Consider the following 21,066-nt stretch of genomic DNA (forward strand, 5'->3'; position numbering starts at 1 on the left):
GCCGGAGGGGGGACTTCCGGCCACCGAATTAGGCGATCTGTGCACGCTTGCGACGGCGAGCTGCAACAACGCAACCAAGGCCACAGGCTGCCCAAATCGCTAGAGAAGCAGGCTCAGGAACCGCGGTCATCACATAAAAGCTGTCAGGACCAGTTGGATTCGATCCGATGCGGACATCGCCAGACACTGTATTGCCATTGAATTCGACCTCATCAGGGTTACCTGAATTGTAATCAAGAATCTCCGTTCCTCCGTTACCACTCCCGCCCAACAAGACGGGCAAACCTAATTGCAATTCAAATTCCTTCAACACATCATAAGTGAGCGTCTTCGTACCAAGACTAAATGCATTACTCGCAACCAAACCGAGAACTTTCGTACCAAATGACGCACCGAACTCGCCGGTTGGATTGCTAGCGGTATTGGAGTTGACATCTACACGGTAAAGCCGAAAAGCACCGGAGAAGGTCTCAGTATACGTCGCGGACTGACTCGCTATAATCGTTCCACTATCATTAGCGGAAGTCTTTAAAGCAAACGTACCACCGCCGTCATCCACTAAAGCATTTACGGTGACCGTCGTTGGGGCAAATTCCCCGACGCTTGTCACAGTCGTGTTAAAACCCGCAAATGCAGGAACTGCAATAACGGTGCATAACATTGCAACGCCAAATCGCAAAAAACTTCTCATATCCATTCACCTTTCAAGTGAGAGGAGGAACCAAAAACTTTCGCACCCGTCGCACGACACACTGCCTGCGGAACACAAAGTACGGTAACGACATCTCGTCGATATCTGCTCAACGAGCCTGTTGTTTTATAAACGCGATGAGACATCCCAACGCTCGGCAAAAACGAAAAAACCCCAGTGCCTATACAGGACACCAGGGTCAAATTCGCTTGAATTGAATTGCTGAATGCGCAGCTGCTGCCGCTAGCCATTTCCGTCGCACAACCGCGAATCAAACGACGCGTCGCTGCGGATGACTTCCGCCCTGACAAACCTGCAAACTGCCCATGCTGCGAAGAGCCACTCCCAGCCAACGAACAACTACGGGAACCTTCGCCACACTCGGATTCTTTATCCTGCGATCCGCCACAAGGCAGACCAGCGACCAACATTTCGCGGCATGGCACTTCCTGCGGCTCTTCCGGGGAACTGGCTGCCAACAAGCTTAGATCCCAAGAAAACGCCGGGACTTCCAGGTTGCCTAGTGAAAGAGCGTCAATCGCCTCTGACCAATTCAGAACAACGGAATCCAACAAAAGCGGTTCCTGCGAGTTTTTTTCACGGCACGCACTCAAAACTAACGTAGAGTTGTGCAAGCCAAGTTGAAAATCATCCGACGCCGAAGCGACGATCGCACCCCGACCAACTTCCTGAACCTGCTGATTCAGCAAATGACCGTGATTTAAATAGGGACTCGTGAATCCAGCATTCGCAGTCGCTACGAAAGCAAAAGTGATGCAAATCCCAAGCAGGGGCGCAACGCCACGTATCAGCTGAAAGTCGCTAACACGATTGGAAGGCCGCCGAAACATGAATTGCTTATCTTTTCAAAAATTGGAGGTTACAGGGCGGGTGCCCTTCATCAGGTACTTTTACGCTTACACAACTCCGCTAGGTCGATCATCCTCTACAGTCGCCAACCATGCAAACCACAAGATCTTGCGTCCTAGGCTAACACTCAGTGAGCACCACTACCCTTCAGAAGTGCTGGAAAGGTCTTGGTAATCACGATCAGATCAGTGAGCGACGAAGCATCTTCAATGTAACGACGATCCAGCGAAACCATTTGCTTGAACGGAATTTCGCCACGCCCCATAATCTGCCAGTAGCAAGTCAGCCCCGGCTTGACCATCAACCTCACATGATCCTCTGCGTCATAAAGGTCAACTTCCCGAGGAAGCGGTGGACGCGGTCCAACAATGGTCATGTCGCCGCGAAGCACATTAATCAACTGAGGAAACTCATCAACACTATACTTGCGAAGCAACCGACCACAACGCAACATTCGCGGGTCATTCTTAACTTTTAGCGTTCGCTGGTCATCGTGATGGTTCAGCGCGGCAACCTCAGCCAGACGCGACTCGGCGTTCTTGACCATGGTCCTGACTTTCAGAATCGTAAATTCGTCGCCATTCAGGCCGACCCGTTTTTGACGGAAGATTACCGGCCCACCGTCTTCAAACCATACCGCAACCATCGCGGCAAGCATAAACGGCCCGAGGACCACCAATCCGCAAAGCGCCCCGACAACGTCGACGACCCGTTTCGTCAGCCGATAGGTCCTTGACTGCAGCGCGGCACAGTCAATCGAAAACTCGTCTAGGGAACATCGCCCCTCACTATACGAAGACTCGCTATCGCGATCATATGAGGCAATTTCAAGAGTACCAAGTTCAATGGTAGCAGCGTCAGTGCTCATGCATTTGGTCCTATGAGTTGCAAAGCCCTGGCAAAATACCTTAGGCGGGTGCCTGGCTAATGCCAAACAAGGTATTCCAAGCCACCAATTTGGAGGCCGCTAGGGACATGACTCGGCGAGGTGATTTCTAAAAAACTAACGTGTTGCGATTCTGCCCCTCGCACGTCCGTCACCCCTGGTACGGGTTTCCGCAGTTCCAGGATGTGTCCGACTTGTGACGATGCTAACCATCAAACGGGCGAATGCAAGTCTAATTAGGGGGGTGACAGGAATTGTAGGGGCAGCCCCCCCCACCAAAGCACCGCAAGACACCGCTAACAACACAACAAGGGCGTTTCACTTACCGCAAAACGAATTGGAATATTATTCATTTTATTATTTGAGTACGCATTCCCACTGCGACAAATAGACACGCGGCCAAGCCGACACTTCCCTGGGCACCAGTCGCCCTCTTTCGTCCACAAGCGTTAAACACCTAGTATTTAAGCGGATAGAGAACACCGACCGAAAGATCGCCGCGCCCTATCGCAGCGATTGACTGGCCAATACTCCTGACGAACTTTCTGAATCGAACCCAAAATTCTTGCCAGAATGCCAAACTTTTGAAGGAATATTAAATTCCTTTGTCAGCAAAGCATTCCAGCCGACGTGAGAGCCTGTCATTAACTGACCGCACCCCCCCAAAGAGGCTGTTCTGGAAATCTACCAAACAACGGATTCCAACAGAGGGGTTTCTCTTTGTCGCTACCAACGGCGAAACTTCCACGGCCGCAGGTGCCAGATGACGCCTAAATCCGCTCGGACAGGGGCGTCCATCAAGACTGAAGCGCAGAGATGCTAGAGCCGACTTATCAACAAGCCTGCGAAACCAGAACTGCCAGATGCGTTCCATCGCAATTTCTAAGGCGTCCGATGTGACAACGAAGGGCTCCCAAGGAAGCATCATCCCCCAACAAGCAACCTGCGGTCGCCCCACTCCCCTGGATGAGAATCCGAGCCCTCTCCCTGCTGAAAAACATTAAGGGAAAGCTAATTTCCCGAAACGAAAGGGGCACCTGACGGCCCAAATAGCATGGGTGGACGAGATGGAGGGAACGGTGCGGCAAGAAAGAGAACCGCAATCGAATGCCCGGCGCCGATAGCAAAGAACGCGATCCAGCGAAATCTAATTACCCACGTGACCGCTGCCATTTAGATTGGAAGCGGAGGGTAGCCTTTCGTTCCGCGACAGTAGCTTTGAGTAGACTTTCTTTCGCGGGGGATGCGAAAGGCGACAATACTAAATCGCCAGCGTGGTATGGGAGCGGCGACGACGCCACCCTGCAATACCGGCTACGCAGCCCAAAACACTCCAAACGACTGCAGAAAACGGCTCGGGGACCGCCGATAGATTACTAGGAACCGGAGGCGACATCCCTATTTGACTTTGCCCGCGATTCGTGGTGTAAATCCGAAGCGGCACACCATTGTTTGTCAAAGCGCCTAGCCAGTCATTCGACATCCGACGGATCGATCTCTGATTTTCAGCTTGGAAATTCCCATTCGTGACATCGTATCTGCTGGACCTTCCTGACGTGTCGTAAACGATCTCCCAAACGGCAAGCTGAAACGCTGCCGCGGTCGCGCCATTCGTGACGCGGTCATAGAAGTTGTAGAACAAGCTACCGAGGGCGGTTAGTTGCCTTCCGCATAGGAAGGAAGCGCCACTGCCAAACTGGCTGACCGCAACGTCCTGGACTTGATATCGAGTGCCGCTAATGGCGGGTTCGGGCAACGCGATGCAAAATGACGAAAACACGGACCCAACCGCACTTTTCGCCGCATTGGTGGACTCCGTGACCTTCCACTTCAGTTCATCAACGTAGACATTCGTCCGGCCGTGGCCTGCAAGCTTCACTTTGACGGCTTCGCGTCCATTCCCTTGGAATCTTGTTCCTTCAAAATCGGCTTTGATACCAAATCCAGCCAGAACAGGACTCGCCTGAGCAAACAAAATGCCCAAAACAATTGCTTGAAAAGCAACCCAGCGGCAAAGTCGTATGTCATTCATATTCACTGAGATTGCACTCTTATTTCAATGTGATTTGCTCTTCTCTGCCGGCTGCATCACCAAAAGGCATCTACCGCCAGGCAGCCTAGGTTAATTAGGGCACCTATAACGGTCAAGCAAGATGCGCAGGCAAAACCACTAAATGACCTGCGGTTTCCCGAGCGGATTATCGCAAGACGATCCGGCAAGCTCGCTGTGTCTTCAATGCGGTTGCCGGACGTGCGATAAATAGGTTGCGAGTGTGACAGGGAGAAAAGGCCCCATGCCAGCCTGCCTGGCAGGAAGCCAAGATTTGAAATTTGATTAATAGCAGCGGTGCCGCATCAGCTCACCCTCGTAGCTCCGCCTCTCCGAGGCGGAGACCCCAGCAAGCACGAGTCTCGGAGAGACTCTACTACGTGCCAGGGCAGCGGTGCCGCATCGGCTCACCCCTGTAGCTCCGCCTCTCCGAGGCGGAGACCTCAGCAAGCACGAGTCTCGGAGAGACTCTACTACGGGCTGCTCCACCGCCCCGAATGACAATGCCTGGAACCACGAAAGGACATCAGCGACCGCGGCCTACGGATCTTGGGGCCGGATAATAATGCAGGAACTGCATGAAGCCGACTTGATTCCCCGTCTCGAGGGCCTCTTCATTTCTCGCAGCACTACGCGACAGATGCTGGATCTGCAGCGAACGAACTCGCTCGGTAGCTCGCACCTGAGAATTAAACTGTTGCTGATCCAACCGCGGACGCACCAAAGAAAAGCAATTCGGAATCGAACCCGAGTTCGACTGCAGCAGACCAATATAAGGCGACATAGTCGGAGTTGCCGACTCATAAATCCGCTGTCGCGATCGCTGCTAAGCCTCCGCCGTCGTTGCCATCGCTTGGAATTCCATCGGTATACTTACTGGTTACGACTCATACCGACCACGCATTCCAATCGAGTTGAAAGGACATCATGCTCCGCCTTATGTCTCGACGTTCACTGTGCTTATTCGTTTTCTTGGCTAGTTTGATTTGCCTGTGCTGCGATTCAGATGCTGGGGAAACAGACTCAACCAAGCGAGTCACAGACGCCTCAGCCGCTTGGCAGAAAAAGGCCGTCGAATATGCTCGTATTATGTCGCGGGTGAAATGGACGCCGGTTGCCGACGGCATGCCGATGAGAAGAGGCGCTTTTGAAGCTGGGACCGAATACACCGGAGTTCCCTATTCGAGCGTCAAACACGTAGGCCGATATATCGGGTTTGATATTTTCCTGAAGACATTCTTGGCCGCCGTCGAAAATCCTCAAAGCGTGCTTTACACCGAGAACCTCCGGGGTGAAGTCACGAATGCGGAGTGCTACTACGGAAACGTCTGCTCCTCGTACACCAGCTATGCATTGCAATGCGGAATCTGGTATGTCAGCCGCGTTCACGGTCCGCCATACCGTAACGGCGTCAGCTTGGTCCAATCCCAGTCAGCACAGGCCACCCAAGTGGGCGACATCATTTTTACTCCACCCCGCCCCGGATCCCACATCGAAATCGTGACGGAAGTCACCAGCGACCCGGATGGCAAAGTAACGCATGTTCGCGTCGAAGAGAGTTGGCCTCGGACCACCAGGAATACGAATCGTACCGCCGCCAAATTCAATTCTCATATCGCTTCGCGAAACAGAAAACTGTACCGAATCACCGACCTGGATGCCTGGCGCGAAGGGAACCGAGCCGAGTCGTTCCTGTTTCCGAATTACGCGGAAGATTCTGCGCCCCCGACAATTAACCGCGTCCTGCTTCTCGACCGCGGGGACTGGGTTCCCTACCAGAAAGGTCAGGCGGTGAAGTTCAACGTGATGGATCGCGATGCACAGGGTGTCAAAACCCTTGTCATCAAACGAGGAGAATCCGTTGTCGAAGAAATCGACCGCCCGGGCAAAGGGATCATTGAACGAGTCTTTCCAACCTGCGGCGACTACACCGCGCACTGTGTCATGCAGGACGATTCCCTAAGCCAAGCCTGCGAGTTTTCGGTTTGCGATCTGGACTTCCAGTTGCCTGCTGAGGAAATTGCCGCGGGTAAATCGTGGGATTTGGAATTCTCTTCTGACAACATGAACATCATCATCGCGTACTTCCGAAGCGACGCAAACAGTTACGCTCAGCCAATGGTCTTCCTTTCCGATGAAGACCGTAAGAATGGAAAGGTTGTGATTAGCGCGGACCTGATCCAAGACAAAGGCAAGGCGGAAGTTTGGCTGATTGGCGAAAACAAATACGGAAGACTGAAAATCCGAAAAGAGTTTTCCGTTAAGTAGCGAGAAATCCAACGAAAAGAAGTGGACGTTTACTCCACCCGAGCGAATTGATTCCTGCGCCAAGCGGTTACGTATGCCATAAATCCTCGTTTCGTCGCAGCGGATGCACTCGACAGCAAATCGCGGTCGAGCAATTCCATCGGCGGCGTTCCCGCGGCATGCAGAAACAGCGCCGTTTGAATCGCAACGGCTTCGTCGAACGATTCCAGCGCCGTGACATTCGCAGGCAACCGGTCACCAAACTTGTCAACGATTCGATTGGCGTAGTCGTGAGCACTCTGCCACTGACCGTCGCCGTCCGCATCAACATGAATCGCACCACTACAACCAATTGTCCTCGAGATCCAGACTGGCGAATCCGGTTGATAGGGCTTGGCCGTTTTCCAGTGAAGGCCATCTATTCCCGGCCCCGTCGCAACAGCGACCAGATGGACATCGTGGACTGGCCGCGGCAGTTCGATGGTCGTGCGATAGATCTGGCCGGTGGGGAAGTCACTTCGCTTACGGGAATCGATCGGCAATTCTTTGACCAGCACTCCGTTTGCGAATAGCTGTAGCGCATCCGCACTCACCCAGTCCGGGCCACGCACCGTGATATCGGCTTTGATGTTATCTTCGGAAACCGTGATTTGATCCCCTGACTGAGCGATGTCATTGACACGCATCTCCGTGATCAATCCATAGCTGACCATGACTTTTCCAGTTAAGAACGCATCGACCGCCGCGTCAACGTCGATGTTGTCAGGGCGTGAATCATCGCAGCGGATGTACGTTCGACCCTGACCGACGATGTAACGAGAAACATCGTGTGAGTCGCTGCTGCCAACCGGTGTGATGCGTCGGCCACGATTCAGCAACGTCATCCAGTCTCTGATCAATTGAAGCGGATCTATTTTCGTCGCTCCCGAGTTAACAACTTCCATCGCGTTAAAACCGACGTGCCAGTCGTCCAGCATCTCCCCTGCAGCCTCATTGAAGTGTTTTGGGCCGAACGGCTTCGTCCCATTGTGAACATCTCGGGCGTGGTTAAGGATTGCAACGCGAACGCCGGGCGTTTTAAAAATGCCTTCGAATGTCGACTTCCAATCGGCGTGTTGATGAGGCGGTAGGGGTGCACCGCTATCAACGGGAAAGATGTTGATGTGTGCCGTCTTGGTGGTGACCTCATTGCCGATCACCGGTGTAAAAAACTGCCTCACATTCGCTTCGCGCGAACTCGGTTCGTAATCGATGTGGCGGTTATGATCGGTTGCGATAGGAAGTTCAATGCCTTCACCTGCCAGCGTCACCATTCGCTCCGCCACAGTGGCATCCCCATGTCTTGAATGGGTGAATGTATGGACGTGTGTGTCACAGGCGACCCAGCCCGACGTGTTGACCGTTCGATGAATGGACAGCGAGACTTCCGCCTGATCTCCCTCAGCCAATTCAATTTCCGCTCGCGCGATCGAGTATTCAGGGCCTCGCCCCGCGATAAGTTCATAAGTCCCCGCCGGCAGTTCGATATTTGCATCGCCGGTTGACGTGTAAACCGTTCCGGGACGAATCGCAAGATGATCACTGGACCCCGTCCCAATGCTGACCATTGCGCCATCTTCATCGAGAATGGTAATGCGACCGGGCGAAGGTTTGCCGTCATCGAGCAACTGAATACGAAGCCCCGACTGCGACAGCGCGCCGGATCGTGGCAGATCAAGCAGCGTGATTTCGCCAACACGAATATCATCAGAGGCTTTATGATTACCAATCGGCTGGACAACGATCGTATTCTTCGCCTTCAGGACGCCAGCATCGACGCTGAAATAGACGACCATGTCGTTTTCGTCTCTCGTCAGCCGTCCCAACCGGTTGTCGTTTAAGACGACTTCCCAACCTTCCTTCACATCTTGTTGACGCAGACGGAGCGACCGATCCGAATCATTAGGGGCGGCGTTAAACGACTGGATCAATTTGCGCTGCGGAGCGTTTTCAGGAAACGAGTCCCATTCACCTTCATCGCCGCTACGCAGATGGTGAAGTTCGGATGCGATTCCCTGTGACTTCGGCATGCAAACGACAATGATCGCCGCCACCATTCCGGCGGCCTTTAAAACATTCTTCGACAGTCCGTAGACCTGCCATACATGCCGTGACGACGAGACGAGCAATAGGAATCGCATTGGCATGAATTTTGTTCGAGTGTTCTATTTGCCAGTTTTTGCAGGGTGATTTTACTGGCTGGCGGGACCCGACTTTACCGGGTTGGGGTTTTCGAACCAGACGACGTTTTGGCTCCTTTGTCCAGCGACAAGAATGTCTTTGTCACCATCCCCGTCAAGATCGGTAATCATCGTGTCGTAGGCCATCTGATCGCGACTAAGAACGTGGCGAGTGAAGCGGCCCTTGCCATCGTTCTCATACCACGCGGCGATTTTCGAGTCATAGCCGACGGTGCTGAGGTCGATATCTCCGTCACCGTCGATGTCACCAACATCCGTGGAATGAGGCGAGGCAATTTCGTCGTCGATGACGTGCATGGTCCAATCGGGGGCTTCGAACCAGATCACACCGACACCGTGTCCGCGAGTGGCCAGAACATCGATTTTGCCGTCACCGTTGACGTCGGCCGGAGACGCATGCGTGGCGCCGATTTGCTCACCCGCACCTGGCAACAATTCTCGATCCCAAGGTTCAGCTGGATTTTCTGGGGCGTAAAAAATGGCAAAGTAATTGCCGTCAGCAAAGGGCTTTCCTTTTGCGCCCAAGGTCAAATCGGGACGCCCATCGCCGTTGATGTCGGCGAAATCAAAGTAGTGGCTGCCACCCACCGCCGTACCTTTGGCGATGGGAATGATGGTCCAGTTCATCGATGCGTTTTCAGATACAGACGGTTTCAGCCAGCAAATGGAACCCGACCATTTTCCCTCCCCCTCAGTGAAGTCGTTCGCAATCAGATCCATTTTGCCGTCGCGATCAATATCATAAGAGCGGATGCAATGGACACCAAGAATTTCATCGGTGATCGGATGCACGTTCCAATTTGTCGTTGTGGCATTTTCATTGGGGCACTCAAGCCAAAAAAGGCCGCGGACATACGAACCAACAAAGTCAAGATCTCCGTCCCCGTCAACGTCATGCATAACACAGTGAATGCACTGAGCCTTAAGCCTGGGATCGACGACAGCCAAGACATGTTTCGTCTGGTAGTCCGGCCCAAGGTACATGAAAACCTGGCCGGCGGCGGAAAAGAGGATCTCCTGAGTACCGTCGCCGTCATAGTCGCTGGCAGTGGCGGAGTTGACATGAGCCCCAGAGAAGATTTCGTGGCGAGGCCAACCGGCCTCTTCGGCCACCACGATCGTGCCGACCAGAAGTGAGAAAGCGATAAAAACTGAGGACTTCATCAAATTGGATCCGGTTCTTTAGGTCGTCATGATTCGGTTTTCTCTTGCTGCACATCCTTCGTCTGGAAGATTCCGAAGATGTGCATAAGATCCGTAGCACCTCATCATAAGCAGAGTTCCTCAGCGGGGCGCGAGAATACGTCCAGAACCCGATCCGCTCAGCGATGTTTTTCGACCAGGTCGATCGAATTCTGACCGAGCCAACTTGATTTAAGAAAGGACAGCGTCGCCCCATCGGCGTGCGATTTATAAGTCGGGAGTAAAGTCGCAGGCAGCCGAAATCCCAACCCGCTGCGTAAGCGAGGGACAACAAAACCTGCACGCTATCCCTCGCTTACGCAGCGGGTTGGGATTTTTCGGAAGTGGCCACTTTTTCATTTCCCGTCCCCTACCCCGCTTACGCGGCTCCAGATGTGCTGGAGCACGCGAACATTTGAGCGTTCAGCCAAATTCGATTACCAACCGATTCGGATGCCGGACCCGTAGCCGATCCCACCACGACCAACACCGATGGAGATACCACCGCCTCCGTATCCGCGGTAGCCGCCGTATCCATAGGGCGATCGTCCCAGACCGTCGTAGCCATATCCGCGGTACCCCGAACGGTAGCTGCCGGAGTAAGGCAAGCGATTGTAGCTTCGATAGCCAACACCAACGCGTGGGGCGGCGTAGTAACGCGGTGCCACGTAGTAGGGTCGGACGGGAGCGTTGTAGACTCGCGCGCGGCGTAAGGCTCCGCGGCCGCCAAATGCACTTGCGGGAACTTCCATCGCGACGACGCTACTTAATAGAATCGCTGCAAACATGAATTTTCGAAACATAATCTTTCCTTTGGTCCTTAATTGAAATAGATAGCAAACGCGATCCGCACAACCTACACAGTCGCAAATATCGTACCGAGCCAACGGGGCATTTTCGCGGCCCGAATTCAACGTGAGACGCCTTCGCCCGGGCCTGCGTAAAAAACATGTAAAAGGCGATGATCGATCGGAGTGACCAGCAATCCTGCGGTAAAAAGGAAAACGAGTCCGCAGTAGAGGGCGTCGCAGACAGCAGAATTTGCCTCCTCGGTTTCCGGATCACCAACCGAGCCCATCGCACTAAACAACATCGCAGCGTTGACGAAAGCCTCGGGCCAGCTTTGTTGCTCGAAGTAGCGATAGCCAACCATCCCGATCGCTAGAGAGAACATTCCGAGTAGCAGGGCAATGAATCCAAACTTCCCCATCCGCCATTAGAACACGGCGTGAGGAAGAGGCGAATCGTGCGACCGCTCCAACGTTTGTTTTCGTCTGGAAAAATTCATTTGCGCAAGGCTAAGTCGATGGGAGGATTTGCCGGTAGGATCGAAGCAAGTATAGCGGCAAGCATCAATGAGCGGACTGTGCATAACCCAATCGTTTCTTGCTTGACCACGTCCTGCTGTCGGGGCAATCACCGATCCACTAAGATAGAAATTCTTCCACTTCATCAAACGCATTCTTTCCAAGATCGAATCCGATCCCGTTTGAAAGATGGGGCGAATGGTTGAGCATTTAAAACAGATCTGAACAGGAAAGATAGGCATGTCGATTTCCATCCTCCTTGTCGATGATCATGCAATGTTCCGTAAGGGACTTCGCATGTTGTTGAACGAGGAAGAAGACATTGACGTCATTGGCGAGGCGGAGGATGGGGAGGAAGCCATCAAAGTCGCAATCGAGCTTTCGCCAGATGTCATCGTCATGGACATCACGATGCCCAACGTCGACGGCATCGAGGCCACGCAAAGGATCGTTTCGAAGCTTCCGCATGTGAAGGTCATCCCGCTATCGATCCACTCCGGAAAACGATTCGTCGAGAACATGCTGCGGGCCGGGGCCGCTGGTTATCTGTTGAAGGAAAGTGCTCCCGAAGAGTTGGTAAACGCAATTCGCTCAGTGCATCAGGGGGACATTTGTTTGAGTTCGGCGATCTCGGGCGTTGTGGTTTCCGAGTACGTGCGACTACTGAGCCAGCCGAACAGCGGGGATGATCGCGGCGAACTGAGCGAAGACGAAGGTTTGTTATTGCGATTGATCGCGGAAGGTCACTCGGTCAAGGAGATCGCGGCAACGCTTGGTAGTAGCGCTCGGTCCGTACAATCCAGACGAAAGCTTTTGATCAGCAAGGTCGGCGTCAGCAACGTTGCCGAGCTGACCGAATATGCACGTGCTAATCAGTGGGCAGAAGGAAAAGCTCAGGTCAATGTCGGCGCGTCGCAGAATGCCAACGGCGCCGTCCCAACGGCATCGATCCTGGGCACCAAATTCCATCAACCGAATGTCTCAAGGGATTTCGTATCTCGAAGGCGTCTGCTAGACAAGCTTGACCAAAGCTGCGAACTGCCGCTGACACTGATCTCAGCGCCGGCCGGATACGGGAAGAGCAGCCTGATGGCGGACTGGCTGGCAAGTCATCATGAACGCTGTGCCGCATGGTTATCGCTGAGCGAAAGCGACAGTGATCTGAGGACTTTCGTCAGGTATCTGGTCGCCGCTGTCGAAGGACAATTTCCCAATGCTTGCCACGAAACGAATACAATACTTCAAGCTTCGCAATTGCCTCCCTGCTGCGAGATGGCAGACACGCTGAACAATGATTTGGACGTGATCGAGGAACCCCTTGTTCTGGTGCTGGATGATTACCATCTGGTTTCGGATCCGGACGTTCATGAGTTGCTCGAAAACCTCCTCCTGCACCCGCCACGCCCATTGCATTTGGTGCTGATCACGCGGCACGATCCGCCGCTGTCACTGGCGGCACTCCGCGCCAACGGTTGGTTGACTGAAATCCGCCAAGAGGATCTGCGTTTCTCCAGGCTGGAGGTGCAATCGGTTTTGGAGAAAATGACCGGCGCGACACTCAGCGACATAGCGCTGACGCACCTGGAATCAGAGCTGGAGGGATGGATCGTCGGAGTGTACCTAGTGGGGCTGCTGTTGCGCAATCAACCCGATCCTGAGGAGTTCATCGCAGGTTTGAAAAGAGGCTCGCAGCAAATCCAGGACTATTTATCCGAGGAAGTCATTTCGTCCCAACCGTCAACGGTCCGGGATCGTTTGCTGAAGGTTTCAATGGTGGAACGGTTTTGTGCCCCGCTCGTCGAAGCCCTCTGCGATCTCGACGATGGCACAGACGCGCAGTCGACGGGAAAGGACTTCATCGAGGAGATCCGACGAGCCAACCTATTCGTCATCCCACTGGACTTGCACGGCGAGTGGTTTCGATTTCACCACCTATTCCAGTACCTGCTGCAAGGACAGTTCGAACGCAGTACCAGCAGAGCTGACATCGCTGCACTCCATTTGAGGGCGAGCAAGTGGTTTGAAGCTGAGGAGCTGATCGACGACGCTATCGAACATTCGCTGGTGATAGGCGATACGAAACGAGCGGCAGAGATCGTCGAACGGCATGCACGCACCATGATGAACGAGGACAATTGGTATGTCGTGGAGAAGTGGCTCGCCCGACTGCCTGACGCACAGGTGATGAAGCGTCCGGAGCTGTTACTGGCCCGCGCATGGAGGCACTATTACCGCCTCAATTTCGCCGCGATCCCTCCGATTCTGAAGCGGGTCGATGCGCTAATGGAAAATAGCTTGGAGAGTCGAAAGTTGTCAGCTGAGGTTGCATTTTTTCGCGCATTTTTCGAATTCTTTCAGGGCGAAGGCGAAAAAAGCCTGAAGCACATCCACTACGCTCTGAAGCACACCCCGCTGACCGATCACGAGGTCCGTGCAGAATCCGAGACTTTTCTTGGACTGGCGGGGCAGATGCAAGGGGAACGTGCTCGAGTCACTGAAACGATAACCGAGTGGCTTGCGGATTCGTCGTCTCTCAACCTTAGCCCAATCCGCGAAACCCACCTCCTGGCGACCTTAAGTTTTATGTCCTTCATTGCCAGTGATCCAATGGGATCAGCGGGATACTTGATGAGAATGCGCGTGGTCGGCACGGCAAACGAGCTGGAATATCCACTGGCGTGGTGCGATTATCTGGAAGGCATCTTTCACCTTCGCCGCGGCGAGGTGGACCTGGCGATCGGTTTGCTGGAGGAAGCAACGAAACGGAAGTATTCCCAACACGCCCGAGCCGCTGTCGATGCACTCGTCGCTTTAGCGATCGCGTACCAACGACAAGGACAAACAAAAAAATCGGATGCAACCTGCCAGGCTCTTAACGAATTCGTCAGCAACCTTGGTCCGCTCTTCCAGCCTCTCGCAGACGCCTGTGCGATTCGTCTGGCCATTATGCGGGGGCAATCCAACGTTTTACAGAGATGGCTAAGTCTGTCTTCGCCGCCTATCGAGGTAATGTTGTTTTGGTTCGAAATTCCATGCATTACCTATTGCCGTGCCCTGGTCGCCGAAGGCTCGTCGGCCAGCCTCCACACAGCACAGGAGAGGCTGAGCGAGTATGCTGCGGCGAATGAGACCCAACACAATGCGTGTCAATTGATCGAAGTGCTCTGTCTTCAGGCCGTGACCGAAGAAAAGCTTGGCAATACGAAGCGGGCGATCCAATACCTACAGCAAGCTGTGACACTGGCGCAGCCGGGCGGATTCGTTTTCCCGTTTGTGGAGCTCGGGGCGCCGATAGCCGATCTGCTTCGGGGATTGCAAATGAAAGAGGTCGCCGTCGAGTTTATCGATCGGCTACATGCGGCTTTTTCCGATTCGGAAACCGAAGTGGAACCCAAAGTGTCCGGTATCGAACGGACTTCTCCCGCCGACCAATCGCCCTCTCGATCGCTCCCCAAACCGACGCACCAAATCGATGGAGTTGCGATCGATGCGCTCACCCTTCGTGAACTGGAAACGCTCGAACTTTTGGCCCAGCGGCTGTACGACAAAGAAATCGCCAAAGCCATGTCGATCTCGGTTTGGACCGTGAAAAGTCATGTCAAGCACATCTATGAAAAGCTTCACGTCAACAACCGACGTCAAGCAATCCTCCAAGCGGAGGAACTGGGATTGCTCCAGGGAAAGTAAGCAATGTTCACAGGCCCCCATGATGCATATCTCGATCCTTCTTTTACGACACGTGGCGGCCTACCTGTTGTTTCTCGCCGTTGTGCTTGCGGCCGCGGGTAGCAGGTCCGGATTACAGAGCGGCGACGTGGTCAAATGGGTCATCATCGTAGCCGGGGCGGAGATCCTGATCTCCCTGCTTTTCGTCAGACGAAACCGGCTGCATTGGCGGTCCGTGTTGGGCCTGCGGGGAGCGGATCAGGAGACGACCGAGCGGAAGCGGGCCGAAAATGCGTTAGCAGAAAGCGAGCGACTTTTTCGTGCCACGTTCGAACAGGCAGCCGTTGGAATCGCTCATGTCGCACCCGACGGCAGCTTCCGACGGATCAATCAACGTTTTTGCGACATCATCGGTTACTCACAAGAGGAGATGCTGTCAGGAAACTTCCAAGGCATCACCCACCCGGACGATCTTGAGGACGACGTCGGGCAGGTGGCGCAATTGCTTCGCGGCAACATTAATACCTACTCGCTCGAAAAGCGATATATCCGAAAAGAGGGTGACTTGGTTTGGGCCAGTCTCACGGTGTCGCTGGTTCGCAACGATGCCGGTGCCCCCGAATGGTTCGTGTCCGTCATCCAAGACATTAGCGAACGCAAACACGTGGAGCAGGAGCTTTCTGCATACCGCGAACGACTGAAGGAATTGGCGTCCCAATTAACGGTCACCGAAGAGCGTGAGCGGCAGCGTCTTGCCACGGACCTGCACGACCATGTTTGCCAAACACTCGCTTTGATGCGTCTGCAACTAGCGACCCTGCGCAAGCGTATCACGGATCCCGAAGCGACCAGCCGATTGGACGAATTCTCGGCTTCGCTGCTTCAGGCCAATCAGGATACGCGACACCTGATGTTCGAGCTTAGTTCTCCTACGCTGCATGAATTGGGATTGGCCGTTGCAATCGCTGAGTGGCTAGAGGAGGAAATCGAGAAGCGACATGGGCTCAAGACAGAATTCCAGAACATCGGCTTCACGCAGCATCTGGATGCAGACCTGCGTGCCGTTCTCTTTCGCAATGTCCGTGAACTACTGACAAACATCGTCAAACACGCCCAAGCTCAAAACGTGCACGTGACCCTACAACAGAGCGGAACCACCGTCCGTCTGGTCGTCCAGGATGATGGCATTGGATTTGACCCGAATCACGCGATTGCGGACAAACGAGAACATCCTGGCTTCGGTTTGTTCAGCATCCAGGAGCGAATGGTCGACATGGGAGGATCGATGGACGTAGCCTCGGCCCCAGGGGAAGGTTGCACCGTCACTCTGACGCTTCCCGTGACCAATTAGGCGAATCTCCCTCATTTATCACTCGTTGTGAGTGATGTGCTGTCCTTTCGAATCCCCCACAATTAGCACTTAAGAGACAGGATTCATAGTCCTTTGTGGAAGTCGACGAAATGCCAAGCGAATCAGGACAATCCACAGCAGGTCACGGTGCTGACCGGTCAAGTATAGGATCAGGCCGCCCCGAGCGGCGTGCTTAACACCCTGCACCAATTGCACACGAAAATCTTGTCGGTGGACAGTGAGCCTTGTCACCAACTGGAAGAACATCCCTAAAAGGCCGTATCCGAGCAAAGGAGAGCTTTCATGTTGGTCTTATCACGGAAAGAGAACGAGTCCATCGTCATTAACGGAAACATCAAAATTGTCGTGGCAGGAATCCAGGGAGGCAGAGTTACCATTGGAATTCAAGCTCCGCGAAACGTGGCAATTCTTCGCCAGGAGATCGCCACGAAACCGTTGCGGCTACCAACGGAACACGCTCAACAGGAAGAACGAACATAAGACCGCCTTTTGGGAAGGCGCGTCAAGCATTTCTTTAAGAAACGGCAGGTGAAGAATCGCCGCGAAGCTGTGCAGAACGCGAAAGAAATTGGTTTGGTTAATGGGCGAGTAAACGGTTTCCTGCGCGTGCCGAAAATTCCCAAGCCACCTCGCCCTTCGGCAGAGGTCGCGGCCAGAGTCGCCGGAGCGGGCGAGATTGATTGTCACAATGTTCCAGTGTGACGCCAAGAAATCCCTCTCCCGGGCGCAGTTCGCTCTCCGCCACAGCGTCTCCCTCGTTTATCCCTCGTTGTGAGCGATGTTCTTTCGCAGGGGCTGCCAGATAATTGGGCTAAGACAGCACCGGGGAAATGCAATCCGTGGAGGCGAATGCAAACGAATGGTGGACGAGAAGAAATGGCCGCAGATTCAGTCAGGTCAGCCTGCCTGTTATCGAATCGTCGTCGAAGGACGGTTGGACGCCCCATGGTCTGGCCGATTAGGCGGAATGCAAATCGTGGCAAGCTCCTCGGAAGACCAGTCGCCCGTCACGACGTTGAGTGGGCAAGTCCAAGATCAGGCAGCCCTGATGGGAGTGCTCAACAGCCTTTACCAGATGCGTTACAAGATCCTTTCCGTCAACGGTGAGCCATGCGATGGCACAAACGAGAAGCATTAATTCAACACTTAAAAAATCCGGTAAAAGCATGCACAAAAAGAGCCATTTCACTGCGCCGGGGATCCTAGCGTCCGCGGAGGTGTCGGCTAAGCCAACAGAGCAGGATGGACGTGCGGAAATCGAACAAGATTTTGAAAGCGTCGCTGCCGGGCCACTGCTTCAGATGAGAGTCCACTGCGAACCCTTGAAGATCGATAAGGCGAAACAGTGGATTGAGAGTGGTGGAGATCAAGAACGGGAGGAATGCAACCATGGAATTTCTTGGTGTCTTTGCGATCGTCATTCTCTCGGTTCTGGACCTAACGCTGATTGGCGTTTGGGCCTTGCTGGGAATGATGCCCGGTCGGATTGCCCGCGGACGCACCTGTTCTTCAATGACAAGGCGACCAAGCCCACGGGAATTGATTTACATATTAGCCGCAAACCGATCTTTGCAGGCGGAAATGCACGCACCGGTGGCGACATCGGCATGTTGACGTATTGCCACAGCAACACTCTGCCGTCATTTCAATTGCTCGTCAATCACGATGATGACAAACGTGAATTCGCGAATTCGCATATACCGAAAAAGAGAACGCTTCGCTCAAGCAGGCGAAGTCGCAGGGATGCAGCGTCGTCAACATGAAGTCGGATTGGAAGACCATATTTTAAAAGATTAAGTATTGGGCGGGAAAAGCATGGCTCGATCACGATTGGCAACCGGGCGAAATCGAGCTGATGAAGTAGTGCAAGAAAACCACTGTCAAGAAGTCGAGAGAGAGGCACGTCGTCTTACCAAAATGACGAATAACACTTTTTTTCACAGGGAACGAACAAGATGAAAAAGCAATTCTTCCTACCCATTCTGTCCATCGCAGTATTGCTGGTTTGCAATAACCAGTCTGCGATGGCGCAAGATGGTGCACCGTTCAAAATGGACAGAACGGTTCTGCCCATTCAGCCACCGACCTATGCACCGATTGAGGTGTTGGACGCCCGAGATGCCCAAAAGCCTCCGATGTTCCAGATCAAACCACCAGAGGACGCTCCCAACGTCGTCATCGTCTTGATTGATGACATTGGCTTTGGCGCGACCAGTACGTTTGGTGGAGCCATCGAAACACCGACCTTTGATCGCCTGGCAAACAACGGATTGCGTTTCAACCATTTCCACACGACCGCTCTATGTTCGCCCACACGAGCCTCGTTGCTTTCCGGTCGGAATCATCACGAAGTCAACGTTGGCTGCGTGATGGAAATCGCCACGGGGTTTCCTGGCAACCAGGGCGAACGATCGAACGACGCGAAATACTTTGCGGAAACACTACGACACAACGGGTACAGCACCGCTGCATTCGGAAAGTGGCACGAAACACCGACATGGGAAGTCTCGGTTTCCGGACCGTATTTCCGCTGGCCAACGCATTCTGGTTTTGACAAGTTCTACGGCTTTATTGGCGGCGAAACCAATCAGTGGGATCCTGTGATTTTTGACGGGGTCACGAAAGTTCAGAAGAAAGACGATCCCGACTATCACTTCACCGCGGACATGACCAACGAAGCCATCAATTGGATGAAGTTTCAACAGGCGATGACGCCAGAAAAACCGTTCTTTATTTACTACGCACCGGGAGCCGTGCACGCGCCGCACCACGCACCGAAAGAGTGGATCGAGAAGTATGACGGGAAATTCGATTCCGGTTGGCTCAAGTATCGCGAAGAGACGCTTGCTCGCCAAAAAGCGATGGGCATCGTTCCCCCAAATGCGAAGCTCGCACCGATGCCAACGGATATCAAGGATTGGGAAAAACTGAGCGACAAGGAACGTGAACTATTTGCGCTGCAAATGGAAGCGTTTGCCGGTTTCACCGAGCACACTGACAACCAAGTCGGGCGACTGGTCGATGCGATTGACGATATTGGAGCATTGGACAATACGCTGTTCATCTACATCATGGGCGACAACGGCTCGAGTGGCGAAGGCGGCCTGGAAGGGACCTACAACGAGCTGGTTCACCTGAACGGCATCTTTGATGCGGAGACCGTCGACAGCATGCTGGCTCGCGCCGACGACTGGGGTGGCCCGAACTCGTTTCCTCACTTTTCTGCGGCATGGGCGGTAGCAACGGACGCACCGTTTACCTGGACCAAGCAAATGGCCGCCGACTTTGGTGGCACGCGTAATGGAATGGTCATGCATTGGCCAAAAGGATTTAAGTCCAAGGGTGAGATTCGTTCGCAGTGGCACCACGTCAACGATGTTGCGGCGACCGTTTTGGAAGCGGCGAAACTGCCACAGCCAACGATGGTCAATGGCATTAAACAGAAGCCACTCTCTGGAGTGAGCATGTTGTATGCAACGGATGATGCAAACGCCAAAGATCGACATACGACTCAGTACTTTGAGATGTTTGCCAACCGGGCGATCTATCACGAAGGTTGGTTGGCCCGCGCCGTTCATCGCGCTCCATGGAATAACGAGCCATTCCACACTTTGCAGACTGACGTCTGGGATCTCTACGACACCACGGAAGATTTCAGCCTAACGAACAATCTGGCCGAAACGCATCCTGAAAAACTGAAAAAGATGAAGGAACTGTTCAAGAAGGAGGCGATTGCCAACAGCGTCTATCCTTTGGATGACCGAGCTTATGAACGCTTCAACGCTGCCATCGCTGGCCGTCCGGACTTGATGGGTGACAGAACCAGCCTGACCCTCGGCCATGGCATGACGGGTATTCTCGAAAACACGTTCATCAACGAGAAGAATTCGTCCAAAACCATCGTTGCCAACGTGGATCTAAAAGGCAGTGACCGAGGTGTGATTCTTTGCCAGGGCGGTAAGTTTGGGGGCTGGGCTTTGTACATGGATCAAGGCAAGCCTGCGTACACCTACAACTGGTTTGGATTGAAGAGTTACACCGTCGCATCCACCAAAGCGATTGATAAAGACAAGGCCGAGATCAAATTGGTCTTTGAATATGAGGGAGGCGGAACCGGCAAAGGAGGCCAGGCCACTCTCTTGGTGGATGGCGAAAAAGTCGCCGAAGGCCGGATCGACAAGACGCAGCCCGCGCTTTACTCAGCCGATGAAACAGCCGATGTCGGCATCGATGAATCGACACCTGTGGCGGACAAGGTCTTTAAGGATGTTGAGGATTCGAAGTTCACCGGTCGCGTGAACGACGTCACGATTAGCATCCCAGCGAAGAAGAAGTAGAAAATGTGAACGATGCATGAGGGGCATGGACCATGCCCCTTGTGCACCTGTTGGCGAGGTTGGCAATGGCGATCAGGCCGTGAAATGGTTCGAGGATCGTTGGAAGGTGTACCCATTGGCCACGGGATCTCGCGAGTGGCAGGCAAAGGGTCAGCCTATCTGGGCAGTTACTAGGATGCCGAAGGCAATGCCTTGATGGGCGGCAACCATTACAGGCT

15 protein-coding genes are annotated in these 21,066 nt (G+C 53.6%); 7 read left to right on the top strand and 8 right to left on the bottom strand.

The features are described from left to right. Positions 1 to 28 precede the first annotated feature (28 nt). The 3 genes from FF011L_RS23015 to FF011L_RS23025 form a co-directional block, all read right to left on the bottom strand. Positions 29 to 691, bottom strand: a complete 663-nt coding sequence (locus FF011L_RS23015; protein ID WP_145354300.1) for a hypothetical protein — start codon at positions 689 to 691, stop codon at positions 29 to 31. A gap of 997 nt (positions 692 to 1,688) precedes the next feature. After that, positions 1,689 to 2,429, bottom strand: coding sequence for a sugar transferase (locus FF011L_RS23020; protein WP_145354301.1), 741 nt, complete (start codon positions 2,427 to 2,429; stop codon positions 1,689 to 1,691). A gap of 1,279 nt (positions 2,430 to 3,708) precedes the next feature. Continuing rightward, the gene (locus FF011L_RS23025) at positions 3,709 to 4,479 is read right to left on the bottom strand and encodes a hypothetical protein (protein ID WP_145354302.1); all 771 of its coding nucleotides are present in this window, start codon (positions 4,477 to 4,479) and stop codon (positions 3,709 to 3,711) included. Positions 4,480 to 5,436: 957 nt separating this feature from the next. On the opposite strand from FF011L_RS23025, the gene FF011L_RS23030 reads away from it, so the two are divergent. Beyond that, entirely contained in the window at positions 5,437 to 6,765 is a 1,329-nt protein-coding gene (locus FF011L_RS23030; RefSeq protein WP_246109584.1) for a hypothetical protein, read from the top strand. A 29-nt stretch (positions 6,766 to 6,794) separates the two neighbouring features. Here the strand turns inward: FF011L_RS23030 and FF011L_RS23035 are convergent, their stop codons facing one another. From FF011L_RS23035 to FF011L_RS23050, 4 genes are all read right to left on the bottom strand, one after another. Next, complete coding sequence (locus tag FF011L_RS23035; RefSeq protein WP_145354303.1) at positions 6,795 to 8,930, bottom strand: CehA/McbA family metallohydrolase; 2,136 nt, start codon at positions 8,928 to 8,930, stop codon at positions 6,795 to 6,797. Positions 8,931 to 8,975: 45 nt separating this feature from the next. Then, a complete protein-coding gene (locus FF011L_RS23040) occupies positions 8,976 to 10,148 on the bottom strand; it encodes an FG-GAP repeat domain-containing protein (protein ID WP_145354304.1) in 1,173 nt (390 codons plus the stop codon). 455 nt (positions 10,149 to 10,603) lie between these two features. Beyond that, positions 10,604 to 10,969 (bottom strand): hypothetical protein, encoded by a 366-nt coding sequence (locus tag FF011L_RS23045; RefSeq protein WP_145354305.1) that lies wholly within the window; start codon positions 10,967 to 10,969, stop codon positions 10,604 to 10,606. Positions 10,970 to 11,076: 107 nt separating this feature from the next. Then, positions 11,077 to 11,340, bottom strand: a complete 264-nt coding sequence (locus FF011L_RS23050; protein WP_145354306.1) for a hypothetical protein — start codon at positions 11,338 to 11,340, stop codon at positions 11,077 to 11,079. Between the two features lie 373 nt (positions 11,341 to 11,713). On the opposite strand from FF011L_RS23050, the gene FF011L_RS23055 reads away from it, so the two are divergent. The 4 genes from FF011L_RS23055 (at position 11,714) to FF011L_RS23070 (ending at position 17,649) form a co-directional block, all read left to right on the top strand. Further along, positions 11,714 to 15,160, top strand: coding sequence for a response regulator (locus tag FF011L_RS23055; RefSeq protein WP_145354307.1), 3,447 nt, complete (start codon positions 11,714 to 11,716; stop codon positions 15,158 to 15,160). A 22-nt stretch (positions 15,161 to 15,182) separates the two neighbouring features. Beyond that, on the top strand, positions 15,183 to 16,490 hold the full coding sequence (locus FF011L_RS23060; protein ID WP_218932828.1) for a sensor histidine kinase: 1,308 nt from the start codon (positions 15,183 to 15,185) through the stop codon (positions 16,488 to 16,490). Between the two features lie 303 nt (positions 16,491 to 16,793). Beyond that, a complete protein-coding gene (locus FF011L_RS23065; RefSeq protein WP_145354309.1) occupies positions 16,794 to 16,991 on the top strand; it encodes a carbon storage regulator in 198 nt (65 codons plus the stop codon). 379 nt (positions 16,992 to 17,370) lie between these two features. Continuing rightward, positions 17,371 to 17,649, top strand: coding sequence for a hypothetical protein (locus FF011L_RS23070; protein ID WP_218932829.1), 279 nt, complete (start codon positions 17,371 to 17,373; stop codon positions 17,647 to 17,649). Positions 17,650 to 17,713: 64 nt separating this feature from the next. On the opposite strand, the gene FF011L_RS23075 is transcribed toward FF011L_RS23070, so the two are convergent. Further along, positions 17,714 to 17,902: a hypothetical protein gene (locus FF011L_RS23075; RefSeq protein ID WP_145354311.1), complete on the bottom strand. Its 189-nt coding sequence runs from the start codon at positions 17,900 to 17,902 to the stop codon at positions 17,714 to 17,716. Here FF011L_RS23075 and FF011L_RS23080 point away from each other — a divergent pair. Both FF011L_RS23080 and FF011L_RS23085 read left to right on the top strand, forming a co-directional pair. Beyond that, on the top strand, positions 17,901 to 18,125 hold the full coding sequence (locus FF011L_RS23080) for a hypothetical protein (RefSeq protein WP_145354312.1): 225 nt from the start codon (positions 17,901 to 17,903) through the stop codon (positions 18,123 to 18,125). The two genes, FF011L_RS23075 and FF011L_RS23080, sit on opposite strands and share 2 nt — an antisense overlap. 341 nt (positions 18,126 to 18,466) lie before the next feature. Then, positions 18,467 to 20,848: an arylsulfatase gene (locus tag FF011L_RS23085; protein WP_145354313.1), complete on the top strand. Its 2,382-nt coding sequence runs from the start codon at positions 18,467 to 18,469 to the stop codon at positions 20,846 to 20,848. Positions 20,849 to 21,066: the final 218 nt, after the last annotated feature.

The organism is Roseimaritima multifibrata (assembly GCF_007741495.1).
In the GTDB taxonomy this organism is placed as follows: domain Bacteria; phylum Planctomycetota; class Planctomycetia; order Pirellulales; family Pirellulaceae; genus Roseimaritima; species Roseimaritima multifibrata.